Origin of the sequence: Cylindrospermum sp. FACHB-282, assembly GCF_014697195.1 — a bacterium.
Taxonomy (GTDB): domain Bacteria; phylum Cyanobacteriota; class Cyanobacteriia; order Cyanobacteriales; family Nostocaceae; genus Cylindrospermum.
The window spans coordinates 1-21163 of record NZ_JACJRJ010000010.1 but is presented as its reverse complement, the minus strand read 5'-3'; the positions used below and the strand labels follow the sequence as shown (position 1 = coordinate 21163).

Annotated in this window: 17 protein-coding genes; 7 read left to right on the top strand and 10 right to left on the bottom strand. The window is 40.4% G+C overall.

From position 1 onward, the window contains the following. Positions 1–1312 precede the first annotated feature (1312 nt). The 6 genes from H6G32_RS07140 to H6G32_RS07120 all read left to right on the top strand — a co-directional run bounded on the left by H6G32_RS07140 (position 1313) and on the right by H6G32_RS07120 (position 9350). On the top strand, positions 1313–1912 hold the full coding sequence (locus tag H6G32_RS07140; protein WP_190456559.1) for a helix-turn-helix domain-containing protein: 600 nt from the start codon (positions 1313–1315) through the stop codon (positions 1910–1912). 21 nt (positions 1913–1933) lie between these two features. Next, the gene (locus tag H6G32_RS07135; protein ID WP_190456557.1) at positions 1934–4993 is read left to right on the top strand and encodes a peptidase domain-containing ABC transporter; all 3060 of its coding nucleotides are present in this window, start codon (positions 1934–1936) and stop codon (positions 4991–4993) included. A 116-nt stretch (positions 4994–5109) separates the two neighbouring features. Next, positions 5110–6657 (top strand): HlyD family efflux transporter periplasmic adaptor subunit, encoded by a 1548-nt coding sequence (locus tag H6G32_RS07130; RefSeq protein WP_190456555.1) that lies wholly within the window; start codon positions 5110–5112, stop codon positions 6655–6657. Positions 6658–7219: 562 nt separating this feature from the next. After that, positions 7220–7477, top strand: coding sequence for a hypothetical protein (locus tag H6G32_RS07125; protein WP_190456553.1), 258 nt, complete (start codon positions 7220–7222; stop codon positions 7475–7477). 336 nt (positions 7478–7813) lie between these two features. Continuing rightward, on the top strand, positions 7814–8077 hold the full coding sequence (locus tag H6G32_RS26515) for a hypothetical protein (protein ID WP_206757959.1): 264 nt from the start codon (positions 7814–7816) through the stop codon (positions 8075–8077). Positions 8078–8579: 502 nt separating this feature from the next. Then, entirely contained in the window at positions 8580–9350 is a 771-nt protein-coding gene (locus tag H6G32_RS07120; protein WP_190456551.1) for a peptidylprolyl isomerase, read from the top strand. 620 nt (positions 9351–9970) lie between these two features. On the opposite strand, the gene H6G32_RS07115 is transcribed toward H6G32_RS07120, so the two are convergent. The 9 genes from H6G32_RS07115 to H6G32_RS07075 all read right to left on the bottom strand — a co-directional run bounded on the left by H6G32_RS07115 (position 9971) and on the right by H6G32_RS07075 (position 18879). Continuing rightward, entirely contained in the window at positions 9971–10780 is an 810-nt protein-coding gene (locus H6G32_RS07115) for a peptidylprolyl isomerase (RefSeq protein ID WP_190456549.1), read from the bottom strand. Positions 10781–10812: 32 nt separating this feature from the next. Next, positions 10813–11106: a HetP family heterocyst commitment protein gene (locus H6G32_RS07110; protein ID WP_190456547.1), complete on the bottom strand. Its 294-nt coding sequence runs from the start codon at positions 11104–11106 to the stop codon at positions 10813–10815. Positions 11107–11153: 47 nt separating this feature from the next. Then, positions 11154–12257, bottom strand: coding sequence for a T3SS effector HopA1 family protein (locus H6G32_RS07105; protein WP_190456545.1), 1104 nt, complete (start codon positions 12255–12257; stop codon positions 11154–11156). Between the two features lie 54 nt (positions 12258–12311). Next, positions 12312–13499: a phosphotransferase family protein gene (locus H6G32_RS07100; protein ID WP_190456543.1), complete on the bottom strand. Its 1188-nt coding sequence runs from the start codon at positions 13497–13499 to the stop codon at positions 12312–12314. Between the two features lie 153 nt (positions 13500–13652). Continuing rightward, positions 13653–13868, bottom strand: coding sequence for a hypothetical protein (locus H6G32_RS07095; protein WP_190456541.1), 216 nt, complete (start codon positions 13866–13868; stop codon positions 13653–13655). 388 nt (positions 13869–14256) lie between these two features. Next, positions 14257–14514 (bottom strand): hypothetical protein, encoded by a 258-nt coding sequence (locus H6G32_RS07090; RefSeq protein WP_190456539.1) that lies wholly within the window; start codon positions 14512–14514, stop codon positions 14257–14259. Positions 14515–15105: 591 nt separating this feature from the next. Further along, positions 15106–15345 carry a hypothetical protein gene (locus H6G32_RS07085; RefSeq protein WP_190456537.1) on the bottom strand — a complete coding sequence of 80 codons (240 nt, stop codon included), beginning with the start codon at positions 15343–15345 and terminating at the stop codon, positions 15106–15108. 424 nt (positions 15346–15769) lie between these two features. Then, positions 15770–17257: a M16 family metallopeptidase gene (locus H6G32_RS07080; protein WP_190456535.1), complete on the bottom strand. Its 1488-nt coding sequence runs from the start codon at positions 17255–17257 to the stop codon at positions 15770–15772. A 23-nt stretch (positions 17258–17280) separates the two neighbouring features. Continuing rightward, complete coding sequence (locus H6G32_RS07075) at positions 17281–18879, bottom strand: M16 family metallopeptidase (RefSeq protein ID WP_190456533.1); 1599 nt, start codon at positions 18877–18879, stop codon at positions 17281–17283. A 731-nt stretch (positions 18880–19610) separates the two neighbouring features. Here H6G32_RS07075 and H6G32_RS07070 point away from each other — a divergent pair. Then, positions 19611–20225: a TetR/AcrR family transcriptional regulator gene (locus H6G32_RS07070; RefSeq protein WP_190456531.1), complete on the top strand. Its 615-nt coding sequence runs from the start codon at positions 19611–19613 to the stop codon at positions 20223–20225. Between the two features lie 34 nt (positions 20226–20259). On the opposite strand, the gene H6G32_RS07065 is transcribed toward H6G32_RS07070, so the two are convergent. Then, a complete protein-coding gene (locus H6G32_RS07065) occupies positions 20260–20697 on the bottom strand; it encodes a DUF4332 domain-containing protein (protein ID WP_190456530.1) in 438 nt (145 codons plus the stop codon). Positions 20698–21163 lie beyond the last annotated feature (466 nt).

Here is a 21163-nt window from a genome sequence, read left to right as displayed (position 1 = left end):
CTGAATTTTGCCAGGTAATAAATATATTGAATTAAAGTATCATCCAACTAAGGTTAGATTTATCAACAGTAATTAGAAAAAAATGAGTATTTTTCACTCTATAGGGTTTTGATGCTAGAGATAGATACAAATTTAGTAGATATATTATAAGTTATGTCAGATATTAACAAGTATGTCAGTTTCTAACTAAAGATAGATGCATATCTAGTAGCTAGATGTTGATGATACTATTTGATTTTTATGCTGATATTTAGCATCAAATATAAATTTGCCAGTCCAGAATTAGTTTGATTAGTAATTTTAAATTAACTCGGTTAATTTAACAATAAAATTAATAACTAAGCTCTTATTGTTCACTTGCATCAAATTATGAATATTTGATGAAGATATTATGAATATTTGGTGAAATTTATTTTTTTTATAAAATCTCCTGGCTAGGATGTAGGAAAATTCTTAAACAAGGCAAAGAGTGAGGAACTGTCGCTTTTTAGTTGAACTGCTTTTACAGAGAATTTCAGATTTATGATGATCTGCTGATGAGAAAACACTAGTGTTAGGCTAGTGTAGGAAATAGATTTTCACTCATGCCTGACATTGGCTATTTTTAGGCTTCAATCTGTTGAACAGCTTTCAACCTCTTTTTGGTAATCAAAAATTAACCAACCTAAATATTCGGAGGTTGACCTATGAATCTGCTTTGCAGAGTTCAGTAATATCCTCAAATAAAGAGCCGAGTTCAGGCTCTAAATTGCTTTCCTGTTATGATCAACCGGGGTAAATGGTTTCAGTCAATACCATTGTTGTAGCAAGTGCCAGGAAAGTCTTTCTAGCTCTTGGGGTTAACCAGTGAGTAGTTCACTAGTTTTAGGTGTTTTACCAGACACTGCTGTTTATCAGGGACAGAACAGCTATGCTTGCTGCATATTTTATCAGGGATGCTGACTACTGCTTGTAAACTATCGGCTCTAGTAACTTTGGAGTGTAGTTTTTGATCAAGATTTTACTGAATGGAAAAAACCAAATTTACATGGTCTGGCTCAGATTTTTTGATGTTCTGTTTTTATCAGATGGAGCGCGTTAAAGCCGGATATTGATGGATCAAAATCTAAGTAAACGCAGGTATGACTCTCTAGAGTTTGAGAAAGCTAGGGGGAAATATCTAGCGTGAGTTACACATTATGTAAATACTTAATTAGCCATAACAGGCTAATTAATGAAAGCATCTGTAAAATCTTAGGCATCTAAATTTCAGCAACATCTGCAACGTACATAATTGCCCACATTGTACAGTAGACGGCAACTGGTAAGGATTATGTCATACTATTCCAGTCTAGATAAAGCTTTTGAGGGTTATGAGACACAGGAAGGTAAGTTTTTAACCCCATTTCAGCGTAAGGCGCTAGTAAAAAATTTGCAAGCTAATTTACAGCCAGAATTTCGGCGGCGGATGGAAATTATGCTGTTGGCAGATATGGGTAAATCCCAAGCCCAAATCTGTGAAATATTAAGTTGTTCTCAAGAGATGGCGCGGTATTGGATTGGTGTAGCTCAAGCAGGTATGGCGCACAAGTGGAGTGAGCGACCGATAGGTAGACCAAAGACGGTGAGTCATCAATATCTTGAAAGGTTGAAGGAATTGGTAAGCCATAGTCCTCGTGAATATGGCTATGCTTTTGGTTATTGGACAGCTCAATGGTTAAGCAAACATTTAGCGACTGAATTTGGCATCGAAATTAGCGATCGCCATATTAATCGCCTGCTTAAACAAATGGGACTTTCCACTAAGCGAAAAAGTTCCTGTCCAGCAGAAACTGATCATACTAAGGACGCTGGTATTACGATTTGCGACTTGGAATCTAACTCCAAACCTAGTTTCCATTGGTCATTCAATCTGATTCAGACCAATAAGTAGTAGTGTTTTGGAGGTAAGGAAATGCAAAGAGCGTTTTCCCCACAACAGTTGGCTGAACAAATCGCCCAAACCTTGGGTGAGTCGTTGTCAAGCAGGGAAATTGATCAGTGCGTTAAAGCAGTAGAAATTGTTGAACCACCAGTAGCCAAACAATTCTGGCAAGCAACAACAGCAAATCCGGGAATTTATATCATTCTTACAGGTAAAGCTAGACTGCTAGATAGCGCCAATAACTTAATTACTACCCTTTCCCCTGGGGCATCATTTGGCGAGTTGACTCTGTTTCCAGAAGAGGATTTTATTCCTTATGTGGCCAGAGCTTCTGTGAATTTAAAGCTCTGCTATCTTCACCAAGAGGTGTTGCAAGAAATCTTTGGCTCATCTGATAATGTTCGCTTATGCCTCCTCACAAAGGCAGAACTTTGGGATGAGCTGCTGTTATGTTGCCAAAACTCCCTACTGCCGCAAAATAGCTCTTCCGAGTCGATGTTCAAAGCGCTATGTCTATTTGAGCGCCACAATCTCGAAAGTGGTTCTCTCAATAGCAAACTCACCAAAGATACCAAGCTTTGGCTGCTGCGTCGGGGTGAACTACTGTACTCTGACGGGCGGACTGTAATACCAGGCAACATTTATGTAAATCCTCAGCAGGGGAGTTGGCAAGCGACACAACCAACGATCGCATACGCTCTGCGTCATGCTGATTGGCCAACAGCACTGGAACACTGGCCACAATTAGCAGAGTTGAACGACTTTGGAGAAGGGCCATCCGCTGCTGTAGCTGTCGAACAACTTGCCCAAATCAACCGAAATCTGATTACATTTCCCCAATCAACCCCAGAGCAACAACCACAGCCACAACCAAAGAAACGAAAAGCTTACTTTCCCAACCCCAATGTGAGTGTGGGTCATTGGTGGCAACGTGTTACCAAGCGCTATCCATTCTTTGCTCAACAAAGTGCCTCTGACTGTGGGGCAGCTTGCTTGGTGATGATTAGTCGCTATTGGGGCAAAAACTTGAGTGTCAATCGGCTGCGGGATTTAGCCAACGTTAGCCGCAGCGGTGCATCAATGCGGAGTTTAACATCAGCGGCAGAAAGCATCGGTTTTGCTACCCGTCCGGTGAAAGCTAGCTTTGATAAATTTGCACAACAACCTCTACCAGCGATCGCTCATTGGGAAGGCAAGCACTATATAGTTGTCTATGAAATCAGCAAAAAACGGGTGATTGTCGGCGACCCAGCCATTGGTCAACGTACTCTCACCAATGAGGAATTCAAAGCTGGTTGGACTGGTTACGCGTTGTTATTGCAACCCACAAACTCACTCAAAGAAACCCCAGAAGCAAATACACCATTTTGGCAGTTGCTTGATTTAGTCAAACCACACAAACAAGTATTGCTAGAAGTGTTTGTTGCTTCGGTGTTAATTCAGGTTTTTGGACTTGTTACTCCTCTATTTACCCAACTGATCTTAGACAGAGTAATTGTCCAGGGTAGTACTCTGACATTAAACGCCGTTGGTTTCGGGTTGGTGATTTTTGGGTTGTTCCGCATTGCTATCAACGGACTACGGCAATATTTGCTAGACCATACAGCCAACCGCATCGGCGTAGCGTTGTTGGTAGGTTTTATCAAACATACCTTTCGCTTACCTCTTTCTTTCTTTGAGTCGCGTTACGTTGGCGATATTGTTTCTCGCGTCCAAGAAAATCAAAAAATTCAGCGTTTCCTCACCGGGGAAGCACTATCTATTTGTTTGGATTTGCTGACGGTGTTTATCTATTTGGGGTTGATGTTTTGGTACAGTTCGGCAATGGCCTGGCTGACTTTAGCTGTCTTACCACCTTATCTACTGTTGGCAGTTGTGGCCACTCCTTTTTTGCGCCGCATCAACCGCGAAGTTTTTAGTGCTGGAGCCAATGAAAACAGTTATCTGATTCAAGCTTTGACAGGGGTTGCTTCTATTCGCTCAATGGCTATTGAGCAGACAGTACGCTGGCATTGGGAAGAACTGCTGAATAAGTTAACAAAAAAAAGTTTTAGCGGTCAAGTAATTGGTAATCAACTGCAAATTTTCAGTGCGACAATTCAATCTCTAGCAGGTACAGGATTGTTGTGGTTTGGTGCATGGCTAGTAATTCAAAACCAACTGACAATTGGCCAGTTAGTTGCTTTTAATATGTTGCTAGGTAACGTGATTCAGCCTTTTCAGCGGTTAATAGTTCTGTGGAATCAATTACAGGAAGTGGTTATTTCTACAGAGCGGATTAATGACATTTTGGAAGCTGAACCAGAGGAAGATTTAGAGCATCAACACCGTCAGTCTTTACCCAGGCTACGGGGTAAAATTCGCTTTGATAATGTCACTTTTCGCTATCACTCAGAAAGTGATGTGAATGTGCTGGAAAATCTGAGTTTTGAAATCAAGCCAGAGCAAACTGTCGCGGTTGTGGGGCGTAGTGGTTCTGGCAAAACTACTCTTTCTAAGTTGATTTTAGGCTTATATCTGCCGACGGATGGGAAAGTGTTAATTGACAATCAAGATGTGACTAATATTTCCCTGCGATCGCTGCGATCGCAAATTGGGGTTGTCGATCAAGATACGTTTTTGTTTGGCGGGACAATTCGCGAAAATATTAGCATTGCTCATCCGGAAGCCACTTTAGAAGAGATTACGGAAGCGGCGCGTCAGGCAGGAGCAGATGAATTTATTCAGCGAATGCCAATGGCTTACGAAACCCAAATTGGGGAAGGTGGGGGAATGTTATCGGGGGGACAACGTCAACGTTTAGCGATCGCTCGTGCCTTATTAGGCAATCCCCGCCTATTGATTTTAGATGAAGCCACAAGTCACCTAGATTCAGAATCTGAGCGGATTATTCAGACTAATCTCAAAAAAATTCTCCAAGGACGCACAAGTCTGATTATTGCCCATCGCCTTTCCACTGTGCGCCATGCTGACCTGATTTTAGTCTTAGATCGGGGCCTTTTAGTGGAAAGCGGCACTCACGACTACTTAATCTCTAAAAGAGGTCATTACTACTATCTCAATCAGCAACAACTAGCCCAAACAGCTTGAGAAATCGGGATTGGGGATTGGGGATTAGGGATTAGGGATGAACAAAAAAAGGATTGCCCATTACCCATTACCAATTACCTTTCTCCCCATTACCCATTACCCATTACCCATTATTTATGCCACACCCATCTAATAAACCATCATCCACCCTGATTAAGAGATCACCGGAGCAACTTCCTTTAGTTGAAGACTCTAGTGCTGTTTTTCCTCATCAGACACAGATCATAGCTAGCAGCAATGATTGGTTTTACGGTACTGAGGAACTCCTAGACGCTTTACCCAGGGTATGGACGCGCTCAATACTGTATTTATTAATCAGCTTTACGGCGATCGCTTTACCTTGGTCGATGTATGCTCAAGTTGATGAAACAGGAAGTGCAACTGGGCGGATAGAACCCAAAGGAGCAACACAAAAATTAGATAGTCCTGTTACTGGTAGTGTAATTGCTGTCAATGTCACAGAAGGTGCAACTGTAAAAGCCGGACAGGTTTTGGTAGAACTGGAATCTAATGTTTTACGAACGGAACTGCAACAGGCACAAACTAAGTTAGCCGGTTTAGCTGATCGGCGATCGCAATTGGAGTTGCTAAAAAACCAAGTCATGCTAGCAATTAACATCCAAGAGCAACAAAACCAATCCCAAGCATGGGAAAAAATGTCTCAAGTTAGTCAGGCCCAGCAAAACCTGGATGCTAAAAAGAGTACCTATAACTTCCAAAAATTAGAAAAACTAGCTCTAGTAGATCAGGCTAGACAGAATATCAAATCTAGCCAAATTACCCAGAGGTTAGCCAACAGTCGTTTAAGCAGAGATTCGGTAGAAGTCAAGCGCTATCGCCAACTTTTAGAACAGGGTGCAATTGCCGAAATCAAAGTTGTAGAACTGGAAAAAACAGCCGAAGAAAGCCAACGTTCCCAAGAAGAAGCAAAATCCAACATCCAACTAGCTAACCTGCGCTTAAGAGAAGAATTGAGCCGCTATGACTCACTGATGAGTCAAGCCCGGTCAGATATTGAACTAGCAAAAATGCGCCTCCAAGAGCAGGAAAGCAGCTATCAAAGCGCGGTGCAAGCAGGGAAACTGGCGGTACTCAAGAGTCAGGAACAGATTAAAGACCTGCAAAACCAAATAACTACCCTGGAATCGGAAATTGCTCAAACCAAAAGTCAGATCACATCCTTACAGCTGCAGTTACAGCAACGAGTGGTGCGATCGCCTATTGATGGCATGATCTTTGCCTTACCCATTAAAAAACCCGGTTCTGTCGTCCAACCAGGACAAATGCTTGCCCAAATTGCCCCCCAAAATACTGCTTTAATCCTCAAAGCACAAATGCCCAGTCAACAAAGTGGTTTTGTCAAGGTGGGAATGCCAGTCAAAATCAAATTTGATGCCTATCCTTTCCAAGAGTATGGAGTCCTACAAGGGCGCATTAGCTGGATTTCACCTGACTCTAAAATTCAGGAAAATAGCCAAAATCGCACTGAAAGCTATGAGTTAGATATTGCCCTAGATCAGCCTTATATCCAAACCGGCGACAAACGCACCATCTTAACGCCTGGTCAGACAGCAACAGCAGAGGTAATTGTCCGCCGACGTCGGGTAATTGACTTGATTTTAGATCCATTTAAAAAGCTACAAACCGGCGGACTGGAGCTTTAGTGCCATCAGATTAATAAATCCCCCTTGCAGCGACAGGGAACCCATGAAAAATTTTTCATGGGTTCCTGAATCCCCAAATTAAAAGACATTGAAACCTAAAAAAACAATAGCCGTGTGCCGCAAGTTACTGCCAAAGACCCCAAGAATTTAGAACTCCTATATCAATAATTTATATATTGCTTAATTTGTATTTTAAATTTAAATACAACTTTGTATCATTTTTTGTAGGCAGACCCATCATCTCATCTTTGCTGTAAAACAGTATCGGCTTTTAAGACAGAAATCATTGAGTTATGTCCTAGATAATTGGATATTAAACTATTTGTTTATGATGTATTTTTATGTCAAGCTATCCTAGCTCATTAAATTAGCTAATAATTACTACAAAAGCATCATATTCCAGACAAAATTCATTTAATTACGTCTACAAAGAATTATGTATAAAACTAATTTTTTTCATACAGATTTTCAATATTTGCCCTTTGTTTCAAAATAAAAAATTACATCAAAATAATGTAAAAATATAAGAGTCAAATTAACTTTTGATTCAGAATAACAGACAATGAATAAACTAGTAATCTCTGACCTACATCCTACTGATGTAGAGACATTTCTGTCTGATCTAGATCCAGCGCAAATGAAAACTTTATTAGGCGGCTTCTTATCAGATCAATATCGCAATGCTCGGATACTGACTATTCATGGCGACATAAATAGCAAATCAACTACATATGAAGGCGCAGGCAACTCCCATGATAATAAAATCCACACCGTAGACTATTCAAGGTCAACTTACATTTGGTACCGTTCTTGGGATTGATAATTGGCTCAGTTATGTTGTCAAAAACTTATAATAGTTTGTGATGGAGTGATAGAGAGGCTACAAAGCAGACTGAATAATAACCATAGCACGTAGACCTTTCTGAAAGTGGGGTATTTTTTGAGGCTTCAGTCACATCAAATCAAGAGCTAAATCCGTAAATTACTCTATGGCAACTATCCAAAAATGAGCCTAAAAACCTAGCCAAAAAGCAATATTACGACGGTGCAATCGCTTTAATTTTGACAGGGATTCTGTATAATTGTGTCAGCATTTTTGCTCCACTCTCCACTAAAGTTGCAAAACTGTTCACTTCCTGATTAGGAAAATAAGACAATGACTACAATCATGATTTCTGACTTACATCCTATTGATGATAAGACGTTTTTCCATGACCTAACTTCAGAAGAAATGAATGCCATATCAGGATCAGAAAATATTCTTCTGACTTTGTTGGGTGAGGATACCCTTCTTGGGCTAACCACTGTTCATGATGGTGTAAATAACACATCAACTACATATAATGGTCCCTTCAGTTTATATAACAACAAGTTGTTTACTGTTGACTTTTCAAGGTTAACTATCTATTTGGTACTCTAATCAGTTGCCAATTCATATTTGAATATCACGGAAATCTGCATTGAGATAGTAATATATTAATGCAGGTTTTTTATGCTTTGCTAACTAGATGTTTTGATTCGGTTATAATTGAGTAATTCAAACTAATTTAATTAAGTTTCTATTTCTATAGTAGTCCTAAATCATTTGTGAACACAAAGATACCCGACTTCTCTAAGAAGTCAGGTATCTGACTCACTTTATGTTCACAAATCAAATAGGATTGCTATATATAAAACGAAAATATATTGATTTAAACCTATCTTTTTGATATTTAATGTCAAGAAGATTACATACTTTAAATCAGTGCTATAAATCTATTTATACTGCTTTAAATATTAAAATATTAATTAAAAGTACCATTAGATAGAGAAAACAAAAAAATATATAAGCTAAATATAATAGATACACAACTAATTTATGTTTATGCCAATAAGCTCAAATGACTAATCCACAATAGGTGAGTAATCGGAGGACTTATCTCGTGTCAAATACTTTAAACATCTCAGATAAAGACATTATTTACTATATCAAACTTTCTGGACAAGTTCCTAGTTTATTAGAAGCGATCGCCACCCGAAAAATTATTACCGACACAGCCGCAAAGGAAGGTATTAAAATTGAGCCAGAAGAACTGCAACAAGCAGCAGATAGCTTGCGATTAGCCAACAGACTCCTCAAAGCAGAAGATACTTGGGAGTGGTTAGAAAAACATCATCTTTCTCTAGATGAATTTGAAGAGTTAGCACAAACTAACCTACTATCTGCAAAGTTAGCAAATCATTTATTTGCAGATAAGATCGAACCATTTTTTTATGCAAACCAACTTGATTATAGCGGAGTAGTTACCTATGAAGTTATATTAGATGATGAAGACTTAGCCCTAGAAATTTTTTATGCCCTGCAAGAGGGCGAAATTACTTTTCAAGAAATCGCCCGCCAATATATCCAAAATCCAGAAATCCGTCGTGCTGGAGGATATCAGGGAATTCGACCACGTAGCGACTTTAGACCAGAGATTGCCGCAGTAGTCTTTGCTGCTACTCCCCCGCAAATTCTCAAGCCAATAATTACACCTAAAGGAGTGCATATAATTGTGGTTGAAGAAATCATCCAACCCCAATTAGATGAACAGCTGCGTCAGCGAATTATGGGAGATTTATTTACAAATTGGTTAAAGCAACAAATCACCACTGTAGAAATTGTAGCCAAGCTAGCAGAAGATGCTAATTATCAATCATCGAAAGATATCTGACAACAGAAATTAAAAATTAAAAATTAAAAATTGGAGACTATTGCATAAGGGTATTTAAAGCCCGAACAAAACTGAAGCTACCTGTAGACATACGCCCTTGGCGTTGCCGTAGGATAGTGGTATTATACCAATTCCAAATTAACAAAGCCTGATTTGATAGGGTTTGCGGGCTTGTATCTGTCACATTTTTTTTAATTGGTATTAAATAGGTTGGTGTAAATAATTCAAGGTTGGTAGTGAGGGCTTTAGCCCTCTCTATCTCCTGTGATTGACGCTAGGCGTTGGCGATACGAGACGCTACGCGGTAAGCGCAGCTATGCCTTCTTTCTCTTTACAAAGTAGGGCTGAAGCCCTTACTACGAGCTAATTTCAATATTTTTTACTTCACTTAACATAGTTTGATTTCTTTTCGCCTACTTACTTACACCCTAACATCCTGATAAAGTATCTGTGTTTATCTGTAGTTTTCAAGATTATGTAAACAGATTTTTGCAACTAATTTACCGCCCAGATTTATTTCAGCAATCAAATTTTCACAAAATTGACATAATATAACTAACCGAAAATTAGCTCCACCAAATTCGAGAATATCGGCAAATTTTTAATGTGGCATTAGGTTTTTATTCCCCATCACTAGGGCAATTCTCTACATTATTTAGCCAAAGTTTAAACATCATATTTATAATTTGCTCTCGGACTGATTGATTCAATTCTGAAGAGAGCCACTTTTCTACTCTGAGAATGTGATACCCTAGTTGGGTCTGAATGGGGCCAATAACTTCGCCTGCTTCAGCATCAATAATAGCTGTCACAATTTCTGGTAAAAGTTCTACTAAAAAGCGAAGTCCAACAAAACCGCCATTTTCTTGAGATAGTTTACCTTGAGAATATTCCAATGCTAAAGCGCAGAAAGAATCACTTCCTGCTTGCAATGTCTGCACAATTTTCTCAGCAGTTGTGAGATCAAAAACTAAAATCTGTGACAGCGCCACCCGTCTGTAGTTGTTTTGGCAAGAGTAATAAGTGCTATCTACAGTTGCACCAAACAGATGTTCTTTGAGCTTTTTCTCTAATAGAGCTATTCTAATTCCTTGTGACCATTCTTGTATTCTAATGCGCTGCTGCTTTAACCATGCCAAGGTTTCCGATGTTCCCCACAGCTGGTGTTCCAGGCGAAAAGCATCACCAGCAGCTTGCCATTCTGCATCAGATGTCGTAATTCCCAATTGCTCGCACATAGTTAAGATGACTACATCTCGTTCTGCTAAAGCAGCAATTTCCGTTAATTTTCCAGAACGGCGCAGATATGCCAGAATTTCGGCATCAGTTGCGGGAGGAACTGGAACCAAGGTTAATGTTTCCTTGTGCTGTTTTTCTTCTTGGTGGCGGATAGCCGTTGCTGTGAGGCTTGGTTCTAATTGTTCTTTCATGACCTTTTGATATTGTGTTTTAGTATAGGAATTTAGTTTGAGCCATGTTTATCACTACCTGGTAGAATTCTCGCTGATAAAAGTTCTAATTTTCGATGTTCATTTGGATAAAGTTTTGCTCCACCGACTTGGCAGTTGTTTTTCAGTAATCTGATGTAGGTGCGGTAGGGGATAAAATCCATCGGGTTGTAACCAGAAAAATGGAGAATTAAAAAACAAGCCCAGGAATACTTACCGCTGACAATGGCTTTGACTATCTGCTCTAATTCTTTATGTTTGAATATCTTCTCTAATGGTTCGTTTAGTTCAAATTTTTCTTGAGTCATAGCATTATTTTAATGCAGTGATTAACCAGACTGAATATTTTTGAGGTTTATAAATTTAAAGGAGTGTAGATATCCTCTGAGTTAGGATTGAGGTAAGGATAAGCCAATTTTATTGAGTGTAAAGAGAAATTTTGTAAAATCGATGCTACCCGACCTGTTGGCGTATTATTCCCTTGCAGCCAAGCATCGACTAAACCATTAGCAACAATTTGACAGCGATTGGTGCCAAAACTTTCTTGGTCGCCAAATTTGTGATTTGGTTCTTCGGCACAAGCTAATCCTGGTGCTAGTAACTTGGTAAATAGAGGTATTTGCTCGCTAAAATAGGATTGGTTTTCTGTATAAACTCTTTCTAGGATTGGGTAGACAACTTCATAGTTATTTTTGTCAAAGTAAAGTACTGCTGAGTCGTAACGCTCATAATCTGAGGGGTTATTTAGTGCTTTAAATGAGAAAGAAATCGGGATGGCGTTGAGTTGAGTTGTCAAACTTTCCATGACTGATACTGCACCGTCTGGGGTGACGTTGAAGTAGATGCGAACAAGATTTTGGTGAATTGGCGATGCAGAGACATTAGACATTGCCATATAAAAGGCGTTTTGCACTAGATTTTTGGGCATTTTGATCGCCACTAAATTACCAACAGTGGCTGTTTGATGTTCTGGTGGTAGATGAATATCGCGCTCAATGTGCAGGGTCAAACCATTTCTATGCACTGCCAAAGTGCCATCTGTTTCTTCTTTGACTACTACCCAATCATGGCTCCAGTAGCCTGTACTTTTGTTACTGCTATGCAAACGTTCATAAAATGCTAAATCTACGCCGAATAATCTGTTGTTTTCTAGATTTTGATTTGGGGCTAAATTGGTTTTTTCTGCATCGGATGCGAGGTTCGATTTAAAAGAGCCGTTATAGTATACGCTGTAGAGAAGATTACGCAGTAGCAGAATCAAATGCTGATTCTGAATTTCTAAGGGCAATTGCTGAAAGCGAGAGATTACTGACTCTGGTAATTCTTCGTTTTTGTAGTCTGGATGTTTAATATAATGGTGAGACTCAATCTGAACACGATTGACGATATCTTGTAGTGATATCTGCAATGAATCTGGAATATCTGAAAGTTTATTTAGCTGTGAGTCTAAGAGTTGCATAAGTCTTGCCTCTGAATCAGGGGTGATGGAAAAGACAAATCCAAAATCCAAAATCTAACTAAAATTGGTATAAGCAGGAGATAAGTTGGTGGGAATAAGGTCTGATGCTTCCATGCCAAAAACTGTGTAGATGGATGCTTCTGGACGACACAATAAACTTTTGGCAACTTGAAGGATGCAGATACCCGAATTACCAAAGGTTTTTTCGTGTTGGAGTTTTGCTTGAATAGACCTAATTAAGGCTAAACCAGAAAATTGCACAACTAGTTGCAAGAAATCTGGACGACGTTCTAAGATTTCGGGGAAGTCAGCTAAATAAGCCTCAACCAGTGTAGCGATGGAAGGTTGAAGTAGATTTAGGGGGGTTGCGGCTAGGCGTAAAGAATCTTGAATTGCGATCGCCTTACTAGCTACTATGCTATAAAGCCAGATTTGCAGGTAACTGGCGATCAATGCTCCTAAGTCATTAGCTGGATCTCCCCAAGCACCGCGCTCCCAGTCTATCAAACGAATCATCCTCTCACCGGATTCTTGGTATACTGCTGCTTCCCAATTTAAGGATAGAAGAATATTGTTCAGCTTGAGGTCATTATGGGTGAGACAACAAGGAGTGAAAGCTGTACCCAAATCTGCGATCGCCTTTCCTAAATTATCGTACCGTTGATAGAGTGTAAAGAATTTCAGACCATCAGCAGGAACCGAACCAAAAACTGCTGGAGTAATCCTATCTAATCCACGAGTCAAGTTAGGAGGTTTTTGACTTAATCCATTCTGACTATTTTGGAAGAATTCCCGATAGTCTTGACGGTCTAGAGTTAGGCGATGAATCGATGCTAGAGTTGTACCAACTTCCCTGGCAATTTCAGTAGGAAATAAATTTTCTGTATCATGGAAATCTGCTAAATCGCGATAGTCATTGAGATATTTGAAAACTATGATGGAGTTTTCCGCATCAAAATGTATCGCTTCTGAAAAACATGAGCGAAGATGCCTAACTTCGGGAAATTGTCGTAAAAAATCTCTAACTTGCCATTCTGCGAATAACTCACCCTGAATTTTTCCTTCTGGGTTTAAACTCTCTTGCTTAATCAAGAGTAGACGATCATTTGGCAAACTGATTAACAAGTTAAAGTTTTTGCCAGATTTTAGCTCAATATTGCTCAATGACTTCTCTTGTGGAGTAGATAGTCCTTGAGATATCAAGTAGTCAAAAACATTTTGATCACTTAAGATAAATCGCATAGTTTCAGATGCTTGTGAGCATAGTTACAACTTGCTGTTGGTCAATTAATAAACTGTAGATCAACCATGATACTATCCAACTAGCGATCGCATAGGACATTTTATTGGTAATCATGGCAATTTGTTATCTAATAATCAGGGAAATATCAAGATTTACTTCGTGGTATTAAATGACTTAGCTAGTGTGGAAACAGTATCGATGGCATACACCACTAACACATATTCAAAAAATTTAATGCCAAAGTTAAGCCCCAGAGAAAAAGCATCATTTTCACCGCCAAATATAGACCGATAATCTAGATATTTCATGTCGTAGATAAAGGTTTCTAAATCGGCAGGATACAGATCAGCAATTATAATCTTCGCCATTTCTTTGATTTTCCTAACAAACAGATATAGCCAAAACTAAGTAAGTAGGCGAAAAGAAATCAAACTATGTTAAGTAAAGTAAAAAATATTGAAATTAGCTCGTAGTAAGGGCTTTAGCCCTCTCTATCTCCTGTGGTCGAAGCTAGGCGGGCCTGCGCTTACTGCGTAGGGTCGCTAAGAGAGGGCTTTAGCCGCTCACTACCAACCTACTTAAACCAGCAACAAACAACTAGAATTAGCAAAAAGTTTTTGAGAAACTGCTGAATTTGGCTAGCTTTCCAGGGGTATTGGGAATTAAGAAACCTGATGGTGATCACATTGGTAGCTTTTTCCCTTTAACCCCTAGAGAGCTATTTTGCTTAGTCGTGCACTACTAAGCAATTAGTATTTAGTGGCCGCTGTGGCTGTGGCTGAAGGACTTAGCGATTTCCTTGACAGTGCTTACGGCATATCCATTGACTAAATACTCAAGGTACTTGAAACCGAAGTCAGCACCAAAGGAACCATAATCTGAGAAGCCGCTGCTGTCGTAACCACCATGAACAGACACGGAAGCTACATCGTTCAAGTCATTAATAAAGCTTTCGGAATCTTGGAACAGTTCAGAACCAGCGATTTGTAATTCAGCAAGTTTGATAGTTGCCATGATTTTTCTCCTAAAATACTTGTTTCTCAGTGATTAGAAATTGCAGGCAGTTAAGCTGTGGTTCGCTTACCTGTTAACACCATTTTTATTCATGAAAATCGGTAAAGTCAAGGCTAAAAACCTGTTTAAAAAGACATAAATAAATGAGTTGTGTCTTTTATAAACCGTAAATTCAACCTCAAATAAATATTTTTTTGATTACTAATTATCCTAATTTAATTGAGAAAGCTTGCATATCAAATATGGTTAAATATTTCCTTGTATCTATGAGCTACAAGCTACTAGCTGATACAGTTTTGTCGCCATTATGAGGGGGGTAGAAGAGGATTTAGCGCCAGATATGAAGCGGATTAATTAATATAGCGCTTCTCGTTTGGATAAAATACACTTACCTCTCCAGAAAGGAGAGGATTAGTTGTTGTACCGCTATAGGAAAGAGGGGGGGTGGATAGAGGCTTTGATTTTGAGTCTGTAAACGGCTATGCTAAATACTTTTTATTAAAAAATTTGCGTAAAAAAATGCGCTCTAATATCTACTAGACTTAGAACGCACGTTAATCAGAAGAATATTTAATTACCAAAAGAATATGCTCAAATACCGAGTTGCTTCCGTAGGTTTTCAGAAGTTTCATTTAGGTTAATTGTCATTTGACCGACTTGGTTATCTATTGATTTTATTATAGAGGGCAAGTCCTCTGCATTGATTGTATTTGACCCTCTTCTTCTTCTTCTTGCACCACCAGCTATAGTCTTCATTTCATCAGCGGTTATTTCACCTAGTGGCTGTTGCTCTCTACTAAGATAAAGGTCAGATATTATTATACTCACCATTTAGTCACCTTCCCAAATATAGAGGTATTGAGTAACAGAGCCTGAGATATAAATCTACACTCCTGTTATTATATTTTCGGCTTTAATTTGATAAAGTCAAGGTTTTTAAACTAATTTAACAGACAAAAGTCAAGGAATTTTGTCTGTAAAGATAATGATTTTATCTAAATTAGAGATTGGGAAAAGGTGATTGGTAAAGCGGTAGTTAATACCATTTTGGATTTTGGCTTATCTGATGCTTACGCACGGTTAACGCCTACGCGTAGCGTCTCGCAGAGAATGAGCTATTAGTAATAGCTTTCAGATTTCCAACTGTCGCCATCATTTTTCTTTCTTGGTATAACTTCTATTACCAATTACCAATTACCAATTACCAATTACCAATTACCAATTACCAATTACCAATTACCAATTCCCCAGCAGATTACTTTTTCCCTTGTGGTTGTGGAATGGTTACATCTATTGCAGTTACCTGTGGGGCTAGCTGGGTTAATGGTGGTTGAATGGCGTTTTGATTTCCTACCACCAGAGTTACGAGTTTTTCTGGCTGGAGATATTGCCGTGCTACCCGTTGGACATCAGCCGCTGTGGTTGTAGCTACAGCTTTTTGATAGCGAAACAGAAAGTCAGCGGGATAGCCGTAATATTCATATCGCATCAGCCTTGACAAGGTTTGGCTGGGGTCTTGAAAATTGAAAACAAAGGAATTGAGTGTAGATTCTTTAGCAAAGTCCAATTCCTTGGGTGTGACTTTTTGAGCTTGGATGCCCTTGATTTCTGCTTGCAAGGCTTGGACGAATTGCACGGTAGCATCAGATCGGGTTTGTCCACCGGCGATGAACATTCCGGGGTAGTCAAAGCGGGGACTCCAGAAACCGTATACAGAGTAAGCTAAACCTTGACGCGATCGCACCTCGTTAAATAAGCGTCCACCAAAACCATTTAACACCCCGTTCAACACATCCAAGGCTGCATAGTCTGGACTATCTAACTTTCCACCTAAATGGCCCATGAGAATATTGCTCTGAGTCAGTTGTGGCTGATTTACAAAAAATACGCCGCCGGTTTTGGCTGGTAATACTGCTGGTAACTGGGGTTGAGTGATTGTTGGGTTAAGTTTCCAGTCACCAAACTGAGCTTGAACGAGCGATCGCATTTTTTTGCTGTCGAAATCTCCCACAATCCCCAAAATCAAATTATTGGGATGAAAATATTGCTGGTAGAACTTGAGCAAATCCTCACGTTTAATCTGATCCACCGTCCCATACTCCATTGTTCGCGAGTATGGGCTATCTTTGCCATAGATCAATTTACGAAATTCTCGACTGGCAATATTATCTGGACTGTCATTCCGCCGCGCAATGCCACCCCTAGCCTGGGTTTTAGCCAAATCGAGCTTTTCTTGAGCAAAAAGTGGCGATCGCAGCACCTCAGCAAACAGCCCAAACACCGTTTCTAAATCTTCACTCAGAGCCTCAAAACTAGCACTACCAGCAGCTTCACCAATACTAGTTTCTACCGCCGCCGCTCGTTGTTCCAATATTTCGTTAAGCTGGTCAGGGGAATGTTTCTGAGTTCCCCCAGTCCGCATCACCGCACCTGTAAAGCTAGCCAAACCCACCTTATCGGCTGGTTCCAATCGAGAACCAGTACGCACAAACGCCGTACCATTCACCAACGGCAGTTCATGATCCTCCATCAAATACACCACCAAGCCGTTTTGCAGCACAAACCGCTCATACTTGGGTAACTTAACCGACGGTACTACTGCAAACTGCAATTCAGTGTAATGCTTCGCCCCTGCCGTCGCCGCCAGGGAAAAGTTAAACGTCACAACTAAAAAAGCCAAAGCCGCAACCAATGCATATTGAACTTTAAACTTCATCTGCCCTTTACCCTTAAACCTCAGCATATCCCTCTTCCTTTGCGATTCGCTCATGCCTTCTTCGCCAACAACTTGCCAATTGTGCGATTCTCAGGTGTAAAAGTCGAATTCGCCACCCGTAGAATATCCCCAGGAGTCACCGCAGCAATTTGATCCAACTGCTTAAACAAATTTCGCCAAGAACCAGTTTTTACCTCATATTCCAACAGCTGCTCGGCCATACCCGAATTAGAATCGAGGCTACGTAACAAACCCGCCCTTGCTTGGGTTTTCACCCGCTGTAACTCAACCGCAGATACAGGTTCAGTTTTCAACTTGTCAATTTCCTGACGTAATGCGATCGCCAACTCATCAACCGTGTGTCCAGGAGCCGTGAGACCATAGAACAACATCAAATTCGGGTATTTATCCCCCGGAAAACCGCTGAAACCTTGGGCATTTAAAGCTAACTGCTGCTGTTCCACCAAAGATTTATATAGCCGTGATGTGCGTCCATCACTCAATAAACTGCCAATGATTTCATAAATCACATTATCTGGATGGGTAATTGCTGGACGGTGATAACCTTCTAAATACAAAGGTTGAGAGGGAAACTCTACAGCTACTTCTCGTGTTTCTGTCTGCTGAGGTTCCACTGAAATTTGCTCAACTGGTTTTGGTTTGGATTTAAACCGCCCAAAGTAAATTTGCGCCAGTTTTTTGACTTCAGTCGGGTTGACATCACCAACAATGGCGATCGCAATATTGCTAGGTGTATAGTAAGCATCAAAAAACTTTTCAACATCCAACAGTGTCAAATTGCGGATATCTTCGTCATAACCAATCACCGGACGCCTGTAAGGATGGACTTTGTAAGCAGTATCGATAAATTTCTCAATCATCAAGCCGATGGGAGAATTCTCCACCCGCATCCGGCGTTCTTCCAAAATTACATCTTTCTCTTGATAGAATTCTCGAAATACAGGTTCTAGAAATCGCTCAGACTCCAGCGACATCCACAATTCCAACTTATTGGCGGGAAAGCTGTAAAAATAACGGGTGGCTTCTGTCGAAGTATTGGCATTTAAACCCACACCTCCGGCTTGTTCGACAATTCGCCCCATCTCATTTTGCTTCACTAGCTTGGCTGCTTGGGATTCCACTTGCTTAAACTCAGCTTGCAATTGGGAAATCTCATCTTTTTTACCCCCGACTTTTGCGGTTTTAATTTGGGTATCCAACTGCTCCAAGCGTTCTAGTAGTGGTTTTTCTGCTTTGTAGTCTGTTGTACCAATACGCTGAGTACCTTTAAACGCCAAATGTTCGAGAAAGTGGGCTACACCAGTTTTACCCTTTGGCTCATCCACACCGCCTACATTGGCATAGGTAAGAAAAGAAACCACTGGCGCTTGATGCCGTTCCAAAACAATAAACTTCATGCCATTGTCGAGGCGAAACTCTGTCAACTCCTTGATTGCCCGATCTAGATAGGGTTGAATTGTAGTTTGAGCAGTTGGTGGGGTAGGAGTTTTGGCGATTTGTTGCGCTGATACCATTTCTGGCATGACAGAGAACAGCATTATTAAGGCTAAGGTGGTTAAACACAGCCGATGCCAGGTGACAGATACTTGATTTAACCAATCCAAAATTGACCGTCTGGGCTGATTCATAAGCGAAAATTCAAGTAAAGTTATACTTCTTCAGAGACAGGTAATTAGCTAAAAAGAGCGCTAATGTTGTGTTAAGTTTTCTGGGCTTTTTGTACTTAACATTAGGGAATGATCCTACAATTCGTGTTCTGGAGCTTTTGACTAGTAACGCTTCTCTACCAGAAGCTACGCTTACGGGGAATTCTCTCATAGAGCCTACGGCTCCGGTAAGGGATACAAAATTCAAAAAGCTGATGATGTAGGCTTTTGGTGGATTTTGAATCCTAGCTTTATTTCCGCCGTGAGGTACTAACATTGGTTTGACTGGACAACCATAAATAACACTTGACAATTTGCTGATGTTTTTGTCACAAAAATTATGATGGAACTCCCCAAAAATCTAGTTCAATAAAAATATTGACTAGTTTCGCCAAAACCAAGTGTAACTGCTGGAAAATAGATTTGTAAGAACTAAAGATTTAAACGCGGCGATAAATTTGAGCCAGTGCGTTGCTTTGGTGTCCAAAGTTGTAGCAACTGGCATACAGCAGGCGGCTGGACTGGATAGTGCCGACACTTCCAGGTAGAAGCAGGAATAAAATGTGAGCAATTGTTAGTAATTGTTAGCATTTTTATATCGGCTAACCCGTGCCTGGACGTGGAGGGAATAACTGCTCCCATGCTCCCGTTGAAGCGTCAAGCAAAGTCTAGAGTTGTCTAGTCTTTGTACAGCAGATATAACTATAATCACTATGCGAGTTTTTAATTCTCCTCCGCCTTCAGAAGCACAGACGCGCACCCGGATTTTACAGGCAGCGCTGAGGTTGTTTTCGTCCCAGGGGTTTGCTAGCACTACCACCCGCGACTTAGCACAAAAAGCAGGTGTAGCCGAAGGCACGCTGTTTCGTTATTTTCCCAATAAAAAGGCAATTTTAGTAGAAGTAGCCACTAGTGGTTGGGTAGAAATTCTCACAGATTTGCTGACAGAATTGAGTGAAATGGGCAGCTATAAAGCGATCGCTCAGGTGATGCGCCGCCGAATGTGGAATTTACAACAAAATGCCGATTTGATGCGGGTTTGTTTTATGGAAGTGCAGTTTCACCCAGACTTGCGCGATCGCATTCAGATAGAAGTGATTGGCAAAATGACCGATGTCGCCGAAGCATTTTTTCAAACAGCAATGGATAAAGGCATCTATCGTCAGACAGATGCCAAGCTTGTTGCTAAGGTTTTTTTGGGCATGTTTGCGATCGCAGGTTTTTCCGACAATACCCTCATGTCGCCCGACGCCTCCCCCCAGGAAATGCAACAAATGGCAGAAGGACTCGCTGACATCTTCCTTAATGGCGTCTTAGCTAAAGAGTGAACAATTCAAAATTCAAAATTCAAAATTTGGATTTTTAACTTATTTGTCGCGCTTGTTGACTCCATTGTTGTACTAGCTCAATTGCTGGGCATAAATCTCGCCGTTGCATTGTCGCCACGTGCAACCGCATAACTTGTTGGTGCAATCGGTGAGTAGGAGTTTGGGACAACTGCGCCACAGAAACAAAACCCGCGTGCAGCAATAAACCACAATGTTCTGGCCCGACACTGGGAATCCGCGCCAAGTCAGCTAAAGCCACCCATTTATTAATGTACTGAAGATTCATCTGTAATTTATTTGCTAGGGCCAATCTCGCCTCTGGCGTTTTCCCTTGTTTGACTAGCGCTCCTGTGGTGGTAATACCAAAACTTTGCAGTTGGGATTGTTCCTCTTGGCTCAATCCAGGTAATTGCTCAATCGGCCAGTCGCTAGATTGGCGCGGATTTCTACTATCTATTTGTTTAGCTGTCATTTCTAAAACCGAGAAATGGACTTACTTACTATTGTCACTCATACAATTTTAGATTTTAGATTTTGGATTTTGGATTTGGAATCCTTATATTTAGCGTATTGCATCAATTTGAAACAAAACGTAGTACAAAAAACTAGAGCCTCACAACTATTTTGGTGATTAATTCCCCACGCATAATTGTTACCACTTGTCCAGACATAAAGATGCGATCGCCTTTGGCGAAGCGATCGCACCGCGCCATAGCGCTACATCTGTAGGGTGCGTTCCCTAACGCACCTTAAGGTAAGCCACCAAAACCGGGACAGTTAGAATGCTGTTGCAAATCCTTAAAAATGAGCATTTATTAGCAATTGTTAGCTTAAACGAAAAGAAGCCCCACACTCACTCTTAGGAGTGTGGGATGAATTTTTGGGCGACGACGAATTGACCCCCAACTAATTCAAACCATAGGTTTGACAGGACGGGG

Coding starts and splice junctions, on each gene's coding strand:
- H6G32_RS07085 (WP_190456537.1), bottom strand. CDS start 15,345: ATGGTGAGTATAATAATATCTGACCTTTATCTTAGTAGAGAGCAACAG.
- H6G32_RS07130 (WP_190456555.1), top strand. CDS start 5,110: ATGCCACACCCATCTAATAAACCATCATCCACCCTGATTAAGAGATCA.
- H6G32_RS07110 (WP_190456547.1), bottom strand. CDS start 11,106: ATGACTCAAGAAAAATTTGAACTAAACGAACCATTAGAGAAGATATTC.
- H6G32_RS07065 (WP_190456530.1), bottom strand. CDS start 20,697: ATGACAGCTAAACAAATAGATAGTAGAAATCCGCGCCAATCTAGCGAC.
- H6G32_RS07070 (WP_190456531.1), top strand. CDS start 19,611: ATGCGAGTTTTTAATTCTCCTCCGCCTTCAGAAGCACAGACGCGCACC.
- H6G32_RS07090 (WP_190456539.1), bottom strand. CDS start 14,514: ATGGCAACTATCAAACTTGCTGAATTACAAATCGCTGGTTCTGAACTG.
- H6G32_RS07125 (WP_190456553.1), top strand. CDS start 7,220: ATGAATAAACTAGTAATCTCTGACCTACATCCTACTGATGTAGAGACA.
- H6G32_RS07115 (WP_190456549.1), bottom strand. CDS start 10,780: ATGAAAGAACAATTAGAACCAAGCCTCACAGCAACGGCTATCCGCCAC.
- H6G32_RS07100 (WP_190456543.1), bottom strand. CDS start 13,499: ATGCGATTTATCTTAAGTGATCAAAATGTTTTTGACTACTTGATATCT.
- H6G32_RS07140 (WP_190456559.1), top strand. CDS start 1,313: ATGTCATACTATTCCAGTCTAGATAAAGCTTTTGAGGGTTATGAGACA.
- H6G32_RS07075 (WP_190456533.1), bottom strand. CDS start 18,879: ATGAATCAGCCCAGACGGTCAATTTTGGATTGGTTAAATCAAGTATCT.
- H6G32_RS07105 (WP_190456545.1), bottom strand. CDS start 12,257: ATGCAACTCTTAGACTCACAGCTAAATAAACTTTCAGATATTCCAGAT.
- H6G32_RS07080 (WP_190456535.1), bottom strand. CDS start 17,257: ATGCTGAGGTTTAAGGGTAAAGGGCAGATGAAGTTTAAAGTTCAATAT.
- H6G32_RS07095 (WP_190456541.1), bottom strand. CDS start 13,868: ATGGCGAAGATTATAATTGCTGATCTGTATCCTGCCGATTTAGAAACC.
- H6G32_RS07135 (WP_190456557.1), top strand. CDS start 1,934: ATGCAAAGAGCGTTTTCCCCACAACAGTTGGCTGAACAAATCGCCCAA.
- H6G32_RS26515 (WP_206757959.1), top strand. CDS start 7,814: ATGACTACAATCATGATTTCTGACTTACATCCTATTGATGATAAGACG.